At 42.2% G+C, this 16,470-nt stretch carries 15 protein-coding genes; all 15 read right to left on the reverse strand.

The genetic code is table 11. The features are described 5' to 3' along the window. Positions 1 to 82: 82 nt before the first annotated feature. Positions 83 to 1,486, reverse strand: a complete 1,404-nt coding sequence (locus ATC1_RS11250; protein WP_062282025.1) for a tagaturonate epimerase family protein — start codon at positions 1,484 to 1,486, stop codon at positions 83 to 85. Between the two features lie 161 nt (positions 1,487 to 1,647). Then, complete coding sequence (uxaC, locus tag ATC1_RS11255; RefSeq protein WP_062282027.1) at positions 1,648 to 3,075, reverse strand: glucuronate isomerase; 1,428 nt, start codon at positions 3,073 to 3,075, stop codon at positions 1,648 to 1,650. Positions 3,076 to 3,111: 36 nt separating this feature from the next. After that, positions 3,112 to 4,155, reverse strand: a complete 1,044-nt coding sequence (locus ATC1_RS11260) for a uroporphyrinogen decarboxylase family protein (RefSeq protein WP_062282029.1) — start codon at positions 4,153 to 4,155, stop codon at positions 3,112 to 3,114. Further along, a complete protein-coding gene (locus ATC1_RS11265) occupies positions 4,156 to 5,229 on the reverse strand; it encodes a uroporphyrinogen decarboxylase/cobalamine-independent methonine synthase family protein (protein ID WP_152024301.1) in 1,074 nt (357 codons plus the stop codon). Position 5,230: 1 nt separating this feature from the next. Further along, the gene (locus tag ATC1_RS11270) at positions 5,231 to 6,382 is read right to left on the reverse strand and encodes a uroporphyrinogen decarboxylase family protein (protein WP_152024302.1); all 1,152 of its coding nucleotides are present in this window, start codon (positions 6,380 to 6,382) and stop codon (positions 5,231 to 5,233) included. After that, positions 6,379 to 7,014 (reverse strand): SGNH/GDSL hydrolase family protein, encoded by a 636-nt coding sequence (locus ATC1_RS11275; RefSeq protein ID WP_172667778.1) that lies wholly within the window; start codon positions 7,012 to 7,014, stop codon positions 6,379 to 6,381. Before ATC1_RS11275 ends, ATC1_RS11270 begins: the two co-directional genes overlap by 4 nt. Before the next feature lie 33 nt (positions 7,015 to 7,047). Further along, a complete protein-coding gene (locus ATC1_RS11280; protein ID WP_172667779.1) occupies positions 7,048 to 7,833 on the reverse strand; it encodes a glucosamine-6-phosphate deaminase in 786 nt (261 codons plus the stop codon). 14 nt (positions 7,834 to 7,847) lie between these two features. Then, the gene (locus tag ATC1_RS11285; protein WP_062282054.1) at positions 7,848 to 8,198 is read right to left on the reverse strand and encodes a cupin domain-containing protein; all 351 of its coding nucleotides are present in this window, start codon (positions 8,196 to 8,198) and stop codon (positions 7,848 to 7,850) included. 11 nt (positions 8,199 to 8,209) lie between these two features. Beyond that, entirely contained in the window at positions 8,210 to 9,400 is a 1,191-nt protein-coding gene (locus ATC1_RS11290; RefSeq protein WP_062282058.1) for an N-acetylglucosamine-6-phosphate deacetylase, read from the reverse strand. Next, positions 9,397 to 10,440, reverse strand: coding sequence for an ABC transporter ATP-binding protein (locus tag ATC1_RS11295; RefSeq protein ID WP_062282061.1), 1,044 nt, complete (start codon positions 10,438 to 10,440; stop codon positions 9,397 to 9,399). Before ATC1_RS11295 ends, ATC1_RS11290 begins: the two co-directional genes overlap by 4 nt. Further along, the gene (locus ATC1_RS11300) at positions 10,437 to 11,462 is read right to left on the reverse strand and encodes an ABC transporter ATP-binding protein (RefSeq protein ID WP_062282065.1); all 1,026 of its coding nucleotides are present in this window, start codon (positions 11,460 to 11,462) and stop codon (positions 10,437 to 10,439) included. The genes ATC1_RS11295 and ATC1_RS11300 overlap by 4 nt, the downstream gene beginning before the upstream one ends. A gap of 8 nt (positions 11,463 to 11,470) precedes the next feature. Next, positions 11,471 to 12,643 carry an ABC transporter permease gene (locus tag ATC1_RS11305; RefSeq protein ID WP_201777281.1) on the reverse strand — a complete coding sequence of 391 codons (1,173 nt, stop codon included), beginning with the start codon at positions 12,641 to 12,643 and terminating at the stop codon, positions 11,471 to 11,473. 6 nt (positions 12,644 to 12,649) lie between these two features. Further along, the gene (locus ATC1_RS11310; protein WP_062282070.1) at positions 12,650 to 13,633 is read right to left on the reverse strand and encodes an ABC transporter permease; all 984 of its coding nucleotides are present in this window, start codon (positions 13,631 to 13,633) and stop codon (positions 12,650 to 12,652) included. Between the two features lie 379 nt (positions 13,634 to 14,012). Beyond that, entirely contained in the window at positions 14,013 to 15,941 is a 1,929-nt protein-coding gene (locus tag ATC1_RS11315) for an ABC transporter substrate-binding protein (protein WP_062282073.1), read from the reverse strand. A gap of 65 nt (positions 15,942 to 16,006) precedes the next feature. Beyond that, entirely contained in the window at positions 16,007 to 16,462 is a 456-nt protein-coding gene (locus ATC1_RS11320) for a cupin domain-containing protein (RefSeq protein WP_062282076.1), read from the reverse strand. Positions 16,463 to 16,470 lie beyond the last annotated feature (8 nt).

The following is a 16,470-nucleotide window of genomic DNA, read 5'->3' on the forward strand; positions in this document are numbered from 1 at the left end:
GATGAAATCCATTTGATGTGAAACATTCCGTCCGTGACGAAAACCATGCAATTTGTCCAATCCAACACGTTCAAATCGGCTATCATTGGATAAAATCCGCCAAGTGCCGACTAAAATGATTTTTAATTGTTTTGTCGTAAATGTCTCTGTTATGTTTGAGCATCACGAGGAGCTCTTTCCCGAATTGATCCAGAACAGAACCGAAGCAGACATGCAGCGCTTGTCTTGCCTGGAAATTGTCTAATAAAACAGGCAATTGATCATCCGACAATTCATCTGGAATCGGCATTTTCGAGAATTCTGCTGAAACATGATATGAGACTTTATCGGTATCATATTGCTTTCTGCTGAAATCATAAATTTCGCGAAATAACTTTGGCTCTATTAATGCCAGAACACGCAGTGCCTCCAAATAACTTGTACCGGCTGTTTTTAAATGGATTTTATAATCACTGTTGGTTGCACAGATACGGTAGATACTGAACTTATCACTGCCAGAGTGCAGACTGATCTTATAATTTCCAAAATATTTTTGTATCGCAGCATGAATTTTATATTCGGTTTCGAATTGACTTAAATCCCCGATATAATCAACACCTTTTTCAAACCTGCCAACGAAACGCGGCGCCAGGGATGTCCATTGAATACCAAGTCTTTTCATTTCATTCGCGATGAAATAATGTTCAAAGACTGATGTTGGCCAATCAGTCTCATCTACTGATACTTCAAAATCAAAGGGTTTTAAACCCATTCGCTGACTTAAATCCAAAAACATTTCTTTGACATGCAGGATTGCTTTGCCATATTTTATCAATGCAATCAGAACATCGTGATCGCTGCAGTTGATGTTTTCTACAGGCAGTTTTTGTGTATTGTAGGATTTCAACAGAGAATCCAACGAAATTTGGAAAGACTCAAAATTAAAATCATCCAGTGATTCTATTAATTGGACGTTACTGATTTTCGGATCTGCTTTGCATACAAAAGCACCAGGATCGATTGTAAAAAAAGTGTATCCGGCATCAACAAAACTTTTTATATCTTCTGAATTCTTCAAATGATCGCCATCAGCGCCCCAAGGCAATCTCCATCCCATTTCAAAGACACCCCACATGGCATCATCCATCACCTGCTGCGGAGTGCGATGCGTCCGAACATTTTCCCTGACAGATTGCTGAGCGAAAATCGGGGCTATTCCCGATCCTTCAAATGCCAGAATATGTCCTGTTGTTGCCAAACCAAGCCGGTCGCCTGTTCCTGCACTGGTTTGCAAACCGAGCGGTTGAGGATTTAACCATGAAAAGTATTTTCGCATTAATGCTGCATTGTGAGCTGAAAGAGCGAAGATACCTGGTTCGATTTGATCTGTAAGTCCAAGCGGGTTACCTGGGGAACATAAAAATCGATCCCCATTTTGGTTTTTACTCAACCATAAATCTGATCCTTCATAGGATACGATTGATTTTTCAATTTTTTGATAATTCATATCAATTCCTTCTTGTTTTCGATTCACAATGATCCAGCAGTTCGAAATATATGCGTGCCTTTCAAATCAGTTGAGATCACTTGTTGAAGTGTTGTTTTTATATTTCGAGCAAAAACAATCCGATAAATAATCATTTCCCCTATGTTTCGAATCGCTGTACATCATCCGAGTTTGTATACGGATTTTGGCTGTCGATAGACCAGCATATTCGCCAGATCGAGCGCATCTTGTGTATCGATAAACGATCGAGAAACCATTTTCGCTAGCCAGTTTGAAACAACTCTTCTCCATACATCATGCCTGGCGGGAATACTGGGAAAGGCTCTTGTATCATCGATAAATCCACTCAGATTATATAATCCGGCAGTTTCAGTAACTGAGTCAAAGAAACGAGTCATTCCATTCCAACTGTCATTAAACCACCAGGGAGGTCCGAGTCGAATCGCAGGATAATGCCCTGCAAGCGGTGCCAATTCTCGTGAATACGTGTATTCATCGACAGTAAACAGGCATAATGTAAAGCGAGGATTATTGCCAAATTTTGATAATAAAGGCTGTAAATTCCGGGTGAATTCTGTTGTTACCGGAATATCGCATCCTTTATCAGCTCCAAATCGGTCATAAATCATATGGTTGTGGTTTCTGAGAACTCCGGGGTGAAGCTGCATCACCATACCATCTTCACAGCTCATACGAGCCATCTCGTTCAACATATGACCAGAAAAAGCGGCCTGTTCGGCTTCAGTTGATTCGCCTTTCAGTGCGTTCGTAAAAATTCTATTCAATTCAGGTTCAGGTAGTTCGGATGTCATTGGACATACAACTGCATGATCTGTCGAAACAGCACCCATTGATTTGAAGAACTGGCGACGTGATTCAAGCGCACGAATATAGGTTTTAAAGTCAATAATGTCAATGCCAGCGGCATTGGATAGTTTGTCAATTTCTTGTTTGAAATTTGGCGAAGTGATGTTCATCACGGAATCGGGACGAAAAGCTGGAATGATATTTCCTTTCCAACCTGATTCCTTGATTTCTTGATGGATAGAGAGAGAATCGGCGGCTCCGTCGGTGGTGCTTAAGACTTCAATCTGAAATCGATCAAACAGATTTCTTGGTTGGAATTCCGGCGATTTTAATTTTTCATAAATATCGTCATAAATTTCCTGAGCATTGTCTGAATCTGGAATTTCATCGATCCCTAAAATAAATTTAAATTCATAAGCCAGCCAACTATATGAGGCAGTTGTTCTCAGCATATGAAAATTATCGGCAAATCGCTGCCAGATTTTCCGATGATCTTGTTCAATTTCTTCCTTGGAACCGTCTCTCCTTGGAATTCCAAAATCCTCCAACCGAAGACCCTGAGAATAAAAAAGACGAAATACATAATGATCAGGGATGATCAACAGATCGGCTGGGGTTCCAAAGCCCTCAGAATCTTTGCTGAACAGTTTCGGGTCAACATGACCATGAGGACTGACGATTGGCAGATCTTTAACTGAATGATAAATCTCTAATGCAATTTTCTTCTGCGAATCATCCGGATCAAAAAAGCGATCCTCAGGTAAAATCCATTTCCTACTCATTTTTTCCTCTTTGTACTGATTCGATATATCCACATTTCAGTGTTGGAAGTTCCATTCTTTGATCGCTTTACACATGGCATCAATATTTTCTGCAGGAGTAGCGGGGGAGACGCCGCCGCCAAATGAGAGAATCAATTTCCCGTCATCCTGTGCTTGTTTCAGACAGTTCCATGCTGCCTGATAAACCTGGTCAGGTGTTCCGAAAACTCCAAGATCTCGCGGCGCGACATTCCCCAATAAAACGATATTTTCTCCTATAAGTCGCCTTGTTTCTGAAATTTCCGTTTTATGAGAGAAATTGAAAACATCAAAACCGGCATTTTTGAAAACTGGATAGAGATGCTCGCAAGGCGTATCATTATGATAAATTCGAATTTTCCCTTCAAAATGGTTCCAGATCCGTTTAAAATGGGGCTCTACCATTTTCTGATATTGCCGTTTTGAAATCATTCCAACCAAATCATCCAGAACCATGACGCCATCCGGATCTCGCATCCGTTTCAATTGTGCATCCAGCCAGTCAATAATCGTATCGGTTACTTTCTCAAGAATTGGCGTGATGGTATCTGGATCGGAAATCAGTGATTCCATCAGTGTGGTAACACCCATAAACCAGGATGTAACCGTTAAGATACCGCGTGAACAGGCAATATGCTGTCCCAATCCATAGGGCTCCATACGATGATCCATGCGTTCAATCTGTCGCAATACGAGCGGCATGAGTCCGGATGTTTCTGGATTTTGTTTTTTTATGTGAGTTGCCCAAAACTGCAAATCTGTACTGAAAGGTTCGACTGAAGGTGGTTGATCATGATGGAAGAGAAGGTGCCCGCCAAAAGCCGAGGCTTCGATCGCCATCCCGTATTCCCACCAAAATCCTGGAATCATCACAGCTTCCGGAAAACGATCACGCAATCCCATATTGATATCGAACCACAAATTTTCATCCAGATAATAATCGAGTGTGTCAATTCCTGCATAACCCGGGATCCAGGGACTGTCAACGATCAATCCCAGTAAAACCTGATCCGTTTTTTCCCCTCGTGCTGCTTTTTTAAAGAGTTCCCAATGTTTATCCATTTATTTACCTGACAACTTTCTGTATTTTTCTACGACCTGACAGACTGCGAACAAATTTTCTTCCGGTGTGCCATAATCCATATTGATACAACAGATTCCAACGCGATCTAAAGATCCGACCCGATTTAGTAAGTATTCCGTATCAGCGATGATTTCTTCCAGCGTGTTGCGGAGCATGCGGATTGGACTAAGCCGTAAATTTAGAAAGGAATCCGGCAGCGCTTCACGGCATTTCATAGGATCCGAACCCCACCCAACATCACAAAAATCTGTTGGAACTTTGGCATATTCCGCTGCATATCTTTCCATCTGTATGCCGCAATGATGAATTCCAAACGGCTGAATCCTTTCAGCCATTTTTTGTTCGATCGCAAGATGGCAACGGGAATAAATGCGAGGGGATATCATTTGAACAGAACAATTTGCGTGAATAAATGGGGTGGGATTCAGATGAGCTGCCATTCGATTGACTGAAATCGAGTAACTTCCGGTTCGGTGCTGAATATAAGAAGCAGTTTCTACAATTAAATCTGAAATTTCTTGCATAAAACGAATGGGACGATCTGGTTCTTCTAATAAATCTGTAAAAAGATCTGCGCCGTAAAAATGATATGCGGCATTCAGTAAACCATCTGTATTTAGATCTCCAACCAGATATCCGTATTTATTTTCCTGTGCATCCCAGCTCCTGATTAGTTCCGACATCGGCCATGTTTCCCGAAAAACCGGATGTGAAAATGATTCAATTTGTTGTTTCGTTAACGTTACAGGGAGCGGCTGTGGAGCTTCCGCGTCTGAAAACCGGATTTGCGCTCCCAGCATTGCCGGAATGATAAATCCTCCGGCGACGAACAGAGAACCGATAACCGGTCGCAGTTGTGGATTTTTTTCACCAAATCCAAAATTTCCGAGCTTTTCATAAAGAACTCGCCGCATGATTTGATCATTTTTCTCCCGAGTATCCGCATCCATATAGAATGTTGAATCAAATTTGATCCCTGCATTTTTATTCCACCAATTTGGATTAAAAACAAACTCAAGAGGAAGAAATTGATCTGCAGTGAGGCTCATCATTTTAGTAAACCCCATATGTATGAAGCGTTTCAATCATTGCAACTAAGTTTTCCGGCGGAACATCTGCCTGAATATCATGGATTGTGTTGAAAATATAACCACCTCCAGGCATTAATGCCTCGAGATTTCGTTTTACGTCATCTCGGACTTGTTGCGGTGTTCCCATCGGCAGAATCCCTTGCGTATCAACTCCGCCGCCCCAAAACACAATTTTGTCGCCATAATCTTTTTTTAATTCAAACGGGTCCATTCCTGCTGCTCGAACATGGATCGGGTTGAGGATTTGAACACCAATTTCCAAAAAATCTGGAATAAGAGGGCGAACATTCCCGCAGGAATGGAAAAACCGTTTTGCATTTGGCGCATAAGCTTTCACGCAATCAAATACTTCCTTGAGCCTGGGCTTAATTTGATTGCGAAACATTCGTGGGGAAATCAACTGTGATACCTGCGTTCCATAATCATCCATCAACCCGACGACATCGATGGAATCTTGTAAAATCGGCAAAGCCATTGTAAAAAAGTCGATTTTTAATTCCAGCATTTTATCAAAAAGAAGTCCCGCAAGTTCCGGTTCGCTTGCCATCAACATAAGCAGATAATCCATACCGCATATTCGCTGAGACATTTCAAAAATTCCGGCGAAAGGATCTTTGACTACGACCGCAAAACCTTTGGAATGGTATTCATCCGCCAGCGCTTTTAGTCCCTGTATTCGAATAGGGTCCTTAAAATCAGGCCAAGGATGATTCTTAATTGAGTCTGGAGTCAGTCTCTCATTTTTTAGTGGTTCCTGAAGAATTGAAAAATATAGGCCGTTAACTTTTGGTTTGCGGTAGGTGATTCCCCATTCGTCGTGATACATCCAATAATCACCGCCGTCTGTAACTTGAACATTCCAATTGTGCGCATTGAGCGGGAATATTCCCCTTGTATCTACGCCGATGAGTTGTAAAAAATCCTCATCGGGCAATGCCAGCCCTTGAATTTGATCTGAATAGACGACTTCTTTATCCGGCAACCCATATGCTTTCCGAAGGTTGCGATAAGCGATTTCGTTTATCCCCGTGACCTGAGTACTTCCTAAATCGAAAGGAACTCGATCCGGTTCCTGGAAATTCATTGCAGTTAATAACCGTTCTCTTGAATTCATTTTGAATCCCAATCTTCTTTCATTGCTGAAAACATATTGATAGAGCCTGCCAGGAAAGCAGCTTGCAAAACACGAATTCTTTCAGTGAAATGGACGTGATCGATATATAACGGGGTTTCCAGCTTTTTTGTGAAACTTCCTAAATCGATAATCCGTATTCCATGTTTTCTCATAATTTCTGATGATGCCCGGTTATATTGCAGTACATCCTGATCGAAACGGAAAAAACCCTTTTCAAATTGTCGATGTCGCTCATCATCCACCGGAGTGGTAGTGACCCATATCATCATCTTCCCTGCTGCTGATATCAGATCAATGATTTCATGTAAATATCTTTTATATTGCTGTAAAGAAACTTGGCAGGGATCATTGTCAGTCGGCAGTCGTTTCACATCATGAAGTCCTGCGTTTAGAAGGATGACCTTTGCATCCATGCGTGGAAGGATTGTCTGCAAGTAGCGCAATACAACACCTGAGTCTGTGCCATTCTCTTTGTCTACCTCTCCGGGAATCTCTGGCGCGGCAATCTCTCCTTTTCGCACTACTTTCCATTCCGGACTTAAAAAAGCTCGCAGATACGGTGTGTAATGGATGGAAATACTATCACCAAGGATAAATAATTCATTCGTCATCAGCAATTTCTCTTGACTTCGCATAGCCTCATTTCAAAGATTTGAGGGGAGAATTCTCTGTGCAGCATCTCTATCTAAAAAGAGCGTACACCAGGGTGTGTCTTTTAGAATAGTTGCCGGACATTCATCATTGATATCCTGTATTTTTGTCTTCTCGACAGCTTCAGCTTTTCTCGATTCCGGAACCATACACAGCATTCTCTTCGCTGACCGCAATGCAGGAATCGTTAATGAGAGGGCATAAGTAGGCACTTCTTCGATAGCGTGAAAATGTCCTTCTCCTACCTGTTGTCGGCGTGATTTTTCAGCCAGACGGACTTTCTTAATAAATACCGGATCATCAAAATCAGCAAATGGAGGATCATTGAATGCGATGTGCCCGTTTTCTCCGATTCCCAGTGCGCATAAATCAGCAGGATTATCCCGCAGTAATTTTTCGTATGCCAGCATGTCTTCTCTTAAAGTATCCGGATTGCCAGGTACTGGATAAAACGCTTTAACTTTGTCAATATGATCCAGAAAATGTTTTTTCAAAAAATATGGGAAACTGGCAGTATGACCAGCAGGAAGACCTACATATTCATCCATGTGGAAGACATTTACTTTTCCCCAATCAATCTGATCCAGTTCCCGCAGCGCTTTTAGAAAGGAAAGCTGAGAGTTGCCTGTCGCAATAATAATATTGGAAAAACCTTTTTCTTGTATCGCCTGATTAATGATTTCACGAGCTTCTAAAGCAGCAGCTTTTCCCATTTCATCGTTTGTTTCATAAACAAAGACTGGAAGTTTTCCCCAAACATCTTGAAAAATTGGTTTCATTTTGCAATTTCCTTTTATTTGCATGAATAGTTGTTTACATAGATGTATTGCATTTTTTCTCCGGCGCTCAAACGGACTCCGTGCAGCGTATTCAGCGGTATATTTACAATTGACGGTTCACTGATATGTATTTCCGAATTTCCCAGAATAACTGTTCCGGATCCCGAGAGAATTACGTAAGCTTGCATCCAGTCAGAATGGGAATTGATTTCAGTTTCAGTAGGCCCTTCGAGCGTAACAAGTCCCATAGAAATATTATTCCCTGCTATTCCTTTTGGCAGCAAATGTTTATAAACGATATTGGGACCACTCTCTTGTGTGTATTGTTCTAATTCTTCAAATGTTTTTATATAATTCGTGTTCATATGATTCCTTTTTAATTGACAGAATATACGGTAATACCTTTTTGAAACACTCTGACTGGTGTGAAATCATCATTAAAAATGACCAAATCCGCAGAAAGGCCTGATTTTATGCTTCCAGTCTCCTGATCGATGTGAATAATTCTTGATGGTATTTCAGTGACCATCCGAATCGCATCCGGAATAGAAAGTCCGACTTTCTCAATGAGAACCGGTATTTCTCGATTTAATAGTGTTGTACTGCCTGCAAAACAACTCCGATCAGGAACCATACCGACACCGTCAGCAACTTCATAAATCTGATCTCCGACAGTAAAATGAGAACCTTCGGGTAATCCAGCGCCATTTAATGCGTCCGAAACTGCACAAAGAGAACCTTTCTTTGACTGTACTGCAAGTTTCATTAAAGTAGGGGGTAAATGGCGATTATCTGCGATAATTTCTGCCGTTAATGATGGATTCGTCAGCGCAACCTCCAATAACCCCGGCTGACGCCAGGGACCATGGCGAACGACACTTGACATAGCGCTCCACAGATGCGTTACATGAGACGCTCCAGCATCTATTGCCGGAATTATTTCTTTTTCAATCGCCATGGAATGACCTAAGGCTGCAATAATCCCTTTTGCTGTAATCTTTTTTATCGAATTAATGGCTCCCGGTAATTCCGGTGCAATCATCAGCATTGAAAGCGCATCAGGAATTTCCAAAAGTTCCTCGATTGATCCATCATCCGGTATTCGCAATGTCGAGGCAGGAATGGCTCCATTAGCAGCCGGTGAGATATAGGGACTTTCCAGATAGGCACCCGTAATTTGGGACATTCCGATTGTCTGTGCTTTTTTCCAGGTTGCAATGAAGTCAAGCGAACGACATAATTGCGGAATAGCGGCAGATACCAGTGTCGGTTGGAGCGTCGTAACACCGCAGGAGAGCGTTTTAGACAGGATGGTTTGAAACGCCGATTCGTCCGCTTCATTGAATGTATGATGGAGGCAGCCATGGATATGTAAATCGATCAAGCCCGGCGTAATGAATTTTTGCCTTGCATCGACACAATCATATTCATTTTTATTAATGGAATCAATTTGGTCGATGGCTTTAATTTTTCCATCTGCAATCAATAAAGTTTTTCCTTCAAGAATTTGATCAGAAAGAATGATTTTTCCATGAATAATTGCAGTTGGTTTACTGGCTATACTCATTTTTTCAGCCCTTCCAACGATAATTCTTCTGCTCTATGACAGGCAGTCCAGTGATTTGGTGAGATTTCTCTCAATTCCGGAACTTCAGCTTTACACCGATCTTTGCAGTAGCTGCATCTGGGATGAAAGTAACAACCGCTTGGCGGATTTGCCGGGCTGGGAACTTCGCCGGGAAGTCCTTTGCGATCCTGCTGCAATCTTGGATCCGCAATCGGAACTGCTGCCATCAACGCTTCTGAATATGGATGACGGGGATTGTAATACAGTTCCTCAGTCGGTGCAGTTTCAACAATTTTTCCGACGTACATTACGGTAACGCGGTCGCATATATGCCGTACTACAGAAAGATCATGTGCAACGAACAAATAGGTAAGCCCCATGTCTTCCATTAATTCCATTAATAAATTTAAGACTTGTGCCTGAACGGAAACGTCCAAAGCCGAAACTGGCTCATCTGCCACAACAAGTCTTGGCTGAAGCGCCAGTGCACGCGCTATACCGATCCGTTGTCTCTGTCCGCCGCTAAATGAATGAGGATACCTGACCATATATTCAGGTCGTAAGCCAACTTTTTTTAATAAATCGACAACGCGTTCTTCTCTTTCTTTGCGATTTCGAATTCCGTTTACCAGCATCGGTTCGCTGATAATATCAAAAATGTTCATGCGTGGATTCAAAGAACCAAAGGGGTCTTGAAATATCATTTGCATTTCTGGCCGCATCGGGCGAAGATCTTTATCCGACAAATGCGCAAGATCGACATATTCCTGCTTTTTATTGCGAAAGAAGATTTCACCTGCAGTCGGTTCATAAGCCCGCAGGATACATCGGGATGCGGTAGTCTTTCCGCAACCAGACTCCCCGACCAATCCGAGTGTTTCGCCTTCGTTAACATAGAGATTTAAATCATCAACAGCCTTGACATCCCCAATATGTTTCTTAAAAATCCCGCTGGTGATGGGAAAATATTTTTTCAGATGATTGACTTCCAGGAGTCTTTCAGCAGGAATATTTCTTTGAGTAAAAGTTATATCGCTCATCTGTTGTTAACCTCGTTTTTTTCGTAGCGGAAACAACTGGCAAATTGTTGATCTCCCACAATATACTCAACAGGCAGCTCGACATCGCATTTTCCTTTGATTGCATCAATGCAACGCGGATGGAATGGGCAGCCTTTCGGCTTATTAAAGGGATGGGGAATCGAACCGGTGATGGTTGGCAGTTTTGTTTTCGTGGTTTTTTGCGCTGACGGAATAGATCGCAGCAGTGCCTGTGTGTAAGGGTGTTTTGGATTGTGGAATATGGCATCGACTGGTCCTTTTTCCATTACACGACCAAGATACATCACGACGACATATTGTGCCATTTGCGCAATAACACCCAAATCATGTGTGATAAACAGAATGGACATCTCTCTTTGACGCTGTAAATCTTTTAGCAACCTTAGAATTTGTGCTTGTGTTGTGACATCAATTGCAGTGGTTGGTTCATCCGCAACCAGAAGTCGGGGATTCCCAGCAATTGCCATGGCAATGATCGCTCTTTGACGGAGTCCTCCTGACAACTGCCATGAATATGAATCTACTCTTTTCTCCGGCATGGACATCCCGACAGATTTGAGCGATTGTACACAGATTTCTCGTGCTTCATTTTTATTGACGTTGCAGTGAAGCATAATTGCTTCCATAATCTGGTTGCCGATAGTGTGAACCGGACTAAAAGCAGCCATCGGCTCCTGCGGAATCAGAGCAATTTCGCCACCACGTACCGCACGAATTTCTTTTCCTTTCTCGTTCATAGCAGTCAGATCGAGGTATTCATCCGGATGATCGCGCTTGCTTAGAAGAACTTGCCCTCCCATAATTCTCCCGGGTGGTTCGACAATTCTGAGGATCGATTTCATCGTTACCGATTTTCCACAACCTGATTCGCCGACAATTCCCAATACCTGACCTTTGTAAGCGTCAAACGAGACACCATCAACCGACTTAACGATTCCTTCATCTAAATGAAAGTAAACTTGTAAATCACGTACAGATAATAATGGTTTTTGATCAGTCATTTTTGCTCCTATTTACTGTACGGATCAGCTGCATCACGCAAACCGTCTCCGGCAAGATTGAACATAAGTACCGCAATGACGACTACTAAACCAGGAATCATCAGCCAGGGCGCTTGAGCCATCGTTTTTACATTTTGAGCTTCCTGAAGCATAACGCCGTAACTGATTGCAGGCGGTCTGAGCCCAAGGCCAAGAAAACTCAAAGAGGTCTCATTGACAATCATCTGTGGAATCATCAGGGTTCCAGTTGCAATGATGTGACTTAAGAAAGTTGGAACCATGTGGTTGGCGATAATGCGAAACTTACTGCAGCCAATTAATTCTGCTGCCAAAACATAATCTTCTTCACGAATGGACAAGAATTTTCCTCGGACTTCACGCCCTAAGGTTGTCCAGCCTAATAAGGAAAGAATCACAGTAATTGCAAAAAATCGTTGTTCGGATGACCAGTTTCGCGGCAATGCTGCTGTCATTGCCATCCAAATTGGGACATAAGGCACGGAATTTAAAATTTCTATGAGTCGCTGAATAATCATGTCCGCCGTTCCGCCAAAATAACCGCTGATTCCACCGAGCAGCACACCTAACAACACGCTGATCAGAACAGAAACCATACCAACGGTCAAGGATGTTTTTGTCGCGTACATCAGACGCGACCATTGGTCTCTGCCCATTCGATCGGAGCCTAAAATGAAAATACGTGTTGATGCGTCTGCCGGAACAAGTAAATGACGTTCTGTATTCCAGAAAAGGAATTTCCATTGGAATCCTTTTCCAAAAAATTGAACGTCAACCGATTGAGCAGGATCAGAAACCCATTCCATGGCCAGCGTTTTCATGTTTCTTTTACCGACTAATTTTTCAGCCCAAAGATCAACTTTCCCATCTTTAAAAAAGTGGATTTTTTGAATGGGAATATATGCCTCACGCGCATTCGTCTTTTCGGAATACTGATTTGCATAGAAATCAGGGAAAATAATAATGGTCAGAACGAAGAATAAAAGGAATAAACTGATAACTGCGAGACGATTCTTGCGATAACGCCACCAGACAAGCTTCCAGTTTGACGCAACGGATACTTTTTCTTCACTTGCCGAAGATGAAAATTCTTCTGCGTTTTCTTTGTCCGCAATCATAGTAAATTCGTTTTGTTTGGATGAGGATCCTTTTTTTTGTGTCATTTTCCTTTACTCCATTCGAATGCGGGGATCAACCCATACCAACAACATATCGGAAAGAATCGTTCCTATAATTGCCAAAAGACAATAAACCAACAAAATAGATCCGGAGAGATACATATCCTGCATGGATAATGCTTGCAGTAATAAGGGACCGATATTTTGAAGATTCATAACGGTAGCAACAACCAGAGAACCCGAAAAAAGCTGCGGTATATAATTGCCAATGGTACTGACCAGGGGGTTAATTGCTAACCGGACTGGATATTTCATAACAAGAGCCCATTCAGACATACCTTTTGCTCTGCCGGTAATCATATAAGGTTTCCCGAGTTCATCCAGTAAATTCGCTCTCATAATGCGTGTAAGCCTTGCGGAACCACCCAAAGCTAATATCAGTGATGGCAGCCAGATATGGCTTAACAAATCGCCAACCTTAGCCCAACTCCATGGCGCCATTTCATATTTCGGCGAAAAAAGACCGACCAGATTTAATCCCCAGAGATCATAACAAATCCACATAAGAAGCAATGCCAGGAAAAAATTCGGAATAGCAACGCCGATGTAGTTGATAACCGTAAAGAAATAATCACCAATTGAATTCTTATGCGTTGCTGAATAGATTCCTGCGGGGATCGCAATCAGCCAGGATAGTATAAAAGAAAAGAATGCAAGCAAGACAGTCAGGCCAATTCTGTCACCAATCAATTTTGTGTTCGGGAGCATATAAAGCAATGACAATCCCATGTCTCCATGCAGTAGCTTGCCCATCCAGCGAATGTATTGAATATGCATGGGTTTATCCAAGCCATAATCAATGCGCATTAAATTGAGCTGTTCATTATCCATCGATGATCCTGATCCGGCAAGAATAGCTGAATAGGTCGTCATGAAATCACCCGGAGGGGCCTGAATCAAGAAGAAAATGACGATAGAAAAAACGAGTAACAATAACGGAATGACGAGTAATCTTTTTGCGATATAACTTGCCATTTATCCTCCTTGAAAATGATTTCTACATACTGAATCATTCTGTTGTTGATAATTTCTTTTCTTACAGTCAATCTTATTGACTGGTAAATTTCTCAAAGAGAACTATAAAAAGAAATTATTAACAACAAAACCTTCCTGCAAATCGAATCGATACCAGTTGTTCGAAATATGGGGAGGTTTCTTTGTTGTTATTTTTTTTACGCAAAAAATAAAAACATCATAACAACAAATTTTTCACCCTTTTTTCAAATAACAAATCTATTTTTAAAATTACTGAATTGGTATTCTTATAAGCTTATTTTTCAAGATAATAAATCAATGTTATTGAAAGTTACAGGTGGGTGAGGGGTCCACCCACCTGTGTGAAAAAAAATAAATGTTATTTCGTGAAATAGAATTGTTCTGCTCGACCATTTCCTGGAGTGCGGAGCGGCCAGTCATTTCCGAGTGTGTCAGCAGCCGGAACGTTGGCTAAGTTCACATTGATCACTGCGACACCCTGAATCAATGGAGTAAGACCAACCAGACCAATTTCATAACAGCCTTCTGACCAGATTCTGAACAGTTCTTTTCCTAATTCAGCCTGTTTTTCAGGATCGACATGTTTCGCTTCATCAATGATATCCATGATGCGTTTGAAATCAGCATTTGGTTCATAACCTTCTGCACCATTCGAGTTGAGCCATGTTCTGGCTGCCGTAGCAATACAGACACCCGGGCTTGTGCGAGGATCAAATTTTGGAGCTCCGGTGAACGGGAATCCGGTGGTGTCCTCATTCCAAATTTCAGTCATGAGTTCATTGGAATCGCGTTTTGCGAAGTGGTTGGTTCGTTCATTTTCTACGACAACACCTTCGATACCAATTCCCTTCCAGTCTTCGGCAACCATTTGGGCAATATCACCCCAGTTTGCGAACTGCGGGGCATAAGCAATTTCGATCATACAGCGTGATCCGTCCGGCATCAAACGATATCCTTCAGCATCTCGCTTGGTCAGGCCAAGATTATCGAGCAGCTCGTTGGATTTTGCCTGATCATATTCTGTATATTTGAAGGCGTATTCATCGCCAGGATAATATGGGCTGGTGTTTCTTGGAACTGGCTGTCGTGCTTCACCAACGCCCAGGAAGGCACTCTGGATAATTTCTTCACGATCGATACCAATTGACAATGCAACCCGAAAATCATGATTTTGGAACAGCTTCATGTATTCCGGATCTTTGTCATAGTAATAGTTGATGGACAGGGCTGCGTCAACTCCGCCGAAGGTCGGCCATAAGCGGACATCGTATTTACCGGATTTTCCTGCTTCTTCAACCAATGCCGGGTAGTTTTGCATGATCACATGGCGGTCCTGCATATCCAGTTCACCCTGAATCACAGCCATATTCAATGCATCAATGCTTTGATAGGTGATGAAATTGATTTGATCAATATAAGGAAGCTGCTGACCGGCTGTGTCAACAATCGGATAATACGGATTGCGGACAAGCGTATAAATCGGGTCGTTAATGGTCGTGACGGACATCCAGGCTGCCATGACTGGGCGGGCAGGATTGCGGAAAGGAGCCTGACGATTTTCGAATAACTGTTTCCAGGTTTCGAAAGATTCTTTTTTCGCCATTTCATTCAGTTCGTCTACGTTGGTATAGGACGCATGGAATTGCTTTAAGTATGCTGAAGGCAGGAACATCGGGATGAGGTTGTCTCGATTGTCCATGGCTGCAACTTCCATCGGAACCGTTGTAATGGGATCCTTCCAGGTAAAGACCACTGTATAATCATCCGGCGCAGTGACCTCAACCAGTGAACCATCCGAGTTGTATAACCAGGGGAGTTTGGCAGGTTTTAATTCTGGATTGCAATAAACGTCATTAAACCAGAATAGTATATCTGCCGAGGTAAAGGGAGAACCGTCAGACCATTTTGCGCCTTTTAGCATCTCAAATGTCCAAACTTTATAATCCTCGCTGGGAGTTAAAGCTTTGATCAAATGAGGATACGTAGATGTTCCATCCTGTGAAAAACGGACCAGGGAATCATACATCCATCGTACATAACTGTTATGATCATTCGGACCGGTAATGCCACGACGAAGCGTACCGCCGTAAACACCGACTGACTCCAGCGGGGTTTCGACAAGTGGTTCTTCCGGAAGGCGATCCTTAAGCGCAGGCAGTTCGCCGGCAGCAACTTTTTCTGCCAGCATAGGGGCTTCGCTGTAATCAACAGCGGAGACGATACCGACAGCAGCAATTACTAAGACAAATGTCAATAGTAATCCGAAAACAATACTTCTTCGATTCATTTTTTTCCTCCTAACAAATTATGAATGTCATTTTGACTTCAAATCAAAAAAGACGTGACAGCTTGTCAGCGTCTATCCTCACGAATTATATTAAAGTCCCAGCCCAGTTGATCACATAGGTTTTTAACATGAGAATCCCAGGTCGGTTCTTCTGGATTAAAGCCGTTTGGGAAACAATCAACACATAAATACCGTACACCCTCTTTATTGAGTGCTGTAACCCGATGCCAGGTATGCGGGGGAATTCGAATTACCTGTCCGGGGATGATTTCAAAAAATTCTGATTCTGACGATCCGTCCTCTTTTATCTCTAATTTTCCAACGCCCTGAATCATATAAAAAATTTGTTCGGCATCATCATGCTTATGAAAAGGAGGTGCTTCTTTTTCATCTAATAAGACCATGAAAACCTCGGAAGATGCTGTTTCCTCACGAGGAATTGTCAGATCATTGATATGAGTTGGGTAACGATAACGAATAATTTTTCCTTCGGTCTCAAAAACATATTTTTTCTTTTCCATCTTTTTCT

The organism is Flexilinea flocculi, assembly GCF_001192795.1.
Taxonomy (GTDB): Bacteria; Chloroflexota; Anaerolineae; order Anaerolineales; family Anaerolineaceae; genus Flexilinea; species Flexilinea flocculi.

Bases quoted from the DNA above. Each gene is read 5' to 3' on its own strand.
- ATC1_RS11310 (WP_062282070.1), bottom strand. From the start codon at position 13,633: ATGGCAAGTTATATCGCAAAAAGATTACTCGTCATTCCGTTATTGTTA.
- uxaC (WP_062282027.1), bottom strand. From the start codon at position 3,075: ATGAGTAGGAAATGGATTTTACCTGAGGATCGCTTTTTTGATCCGGAT.
- ATC1_RS11305 (WP_201777281.1), bottom strand. From the start codon at position 12,643: ATGACACAAAAAAAAGGATCCTCATCCAAACAAAACGAATTTACTATG.
- ATC1_RS11290 (WP_062282058.1), bottom strand. From the start codon at position 9,400: ATGAGTATAGCCAGTAAACCAACTGCAATTATTCATGGAAAAATCATT.
- ATC1_RS11275 (WP_172667778.1), bottom strand. From the start codon at position 7,014: ATGACGAATGAATTATTTATCCTTGGTGATAGTATTTCCATCCATTAC.
- ATC1_RS11315 (WP_062282073.1), bottom strand. From the start codon at position 15,941: ATGAATCGAAGAAGTATTGTTTTCGGATTACTATTGACATTTGTCTTA.
- ATC1_RS11260 (WP_062282029.1), bottom strand. From the start codon at position 4,155: ATGGATAAACATTGGGAACTCTTTAAAAAAGCAGCACGAGGGGAAAAA.
- ATC1_RS11320 (WP_062282076.1), bottom strand. From the start codon at position 16,462: ATGGAAAAGAAAAAATATGTTTTTGAGACCGAAGGAAAAATTATTCGT.
- ATC1_RS11295 (WP_062282061.1), bottom strand. From the start codon at position 10,440: ATGAGCGATATAACTTTTACTCAAAGAAATATTCCTGCTGAAAGACTC.
- ATC1_RS11300 (WP_062282065.1), bottom strand. From the start codon at position 11,462: ATGACTGATCAAAAACCATTATTATCTGTACGTGATTTACAAGTTTAC.
- ATC1_RS11270 (WP_152024302.1), bottom strand. From the start codon at position 6,382: ATGAATTCAAGAGAACGGTTATTAACTGCAATGAATTTCCAGGAACCG.
- ATC1_RS11250 (WP_062282025.1), bottom strand. From the start codon at position 1,486: ATGAATTATCAAAAAATTGAAAAATCAATCGTATCCTATGAAGGATCA.
- ATC1_RS11265 (WP_152024301.1), bottom strand. From the start codon at position 5,229: ATGATGAGCCTCACTGCAGATCAATTTCTTCCTCTTGAGTTTGTTTTT.
- ATC1_RS11280 (WP_172667779.1), bottom strand. From the start codon at position 7,833: ATGAAACCAATTTTTCAAGATGTTTGGGGAAAACTTCCAGTCTTTGTT.
- ATC1_RS11285 (WP_062282054.1), bottom strand. From the start codon at position 8,198: ATGAACACGAATTATATAAAAACATTTGAAGAATTAGAACAATACACA.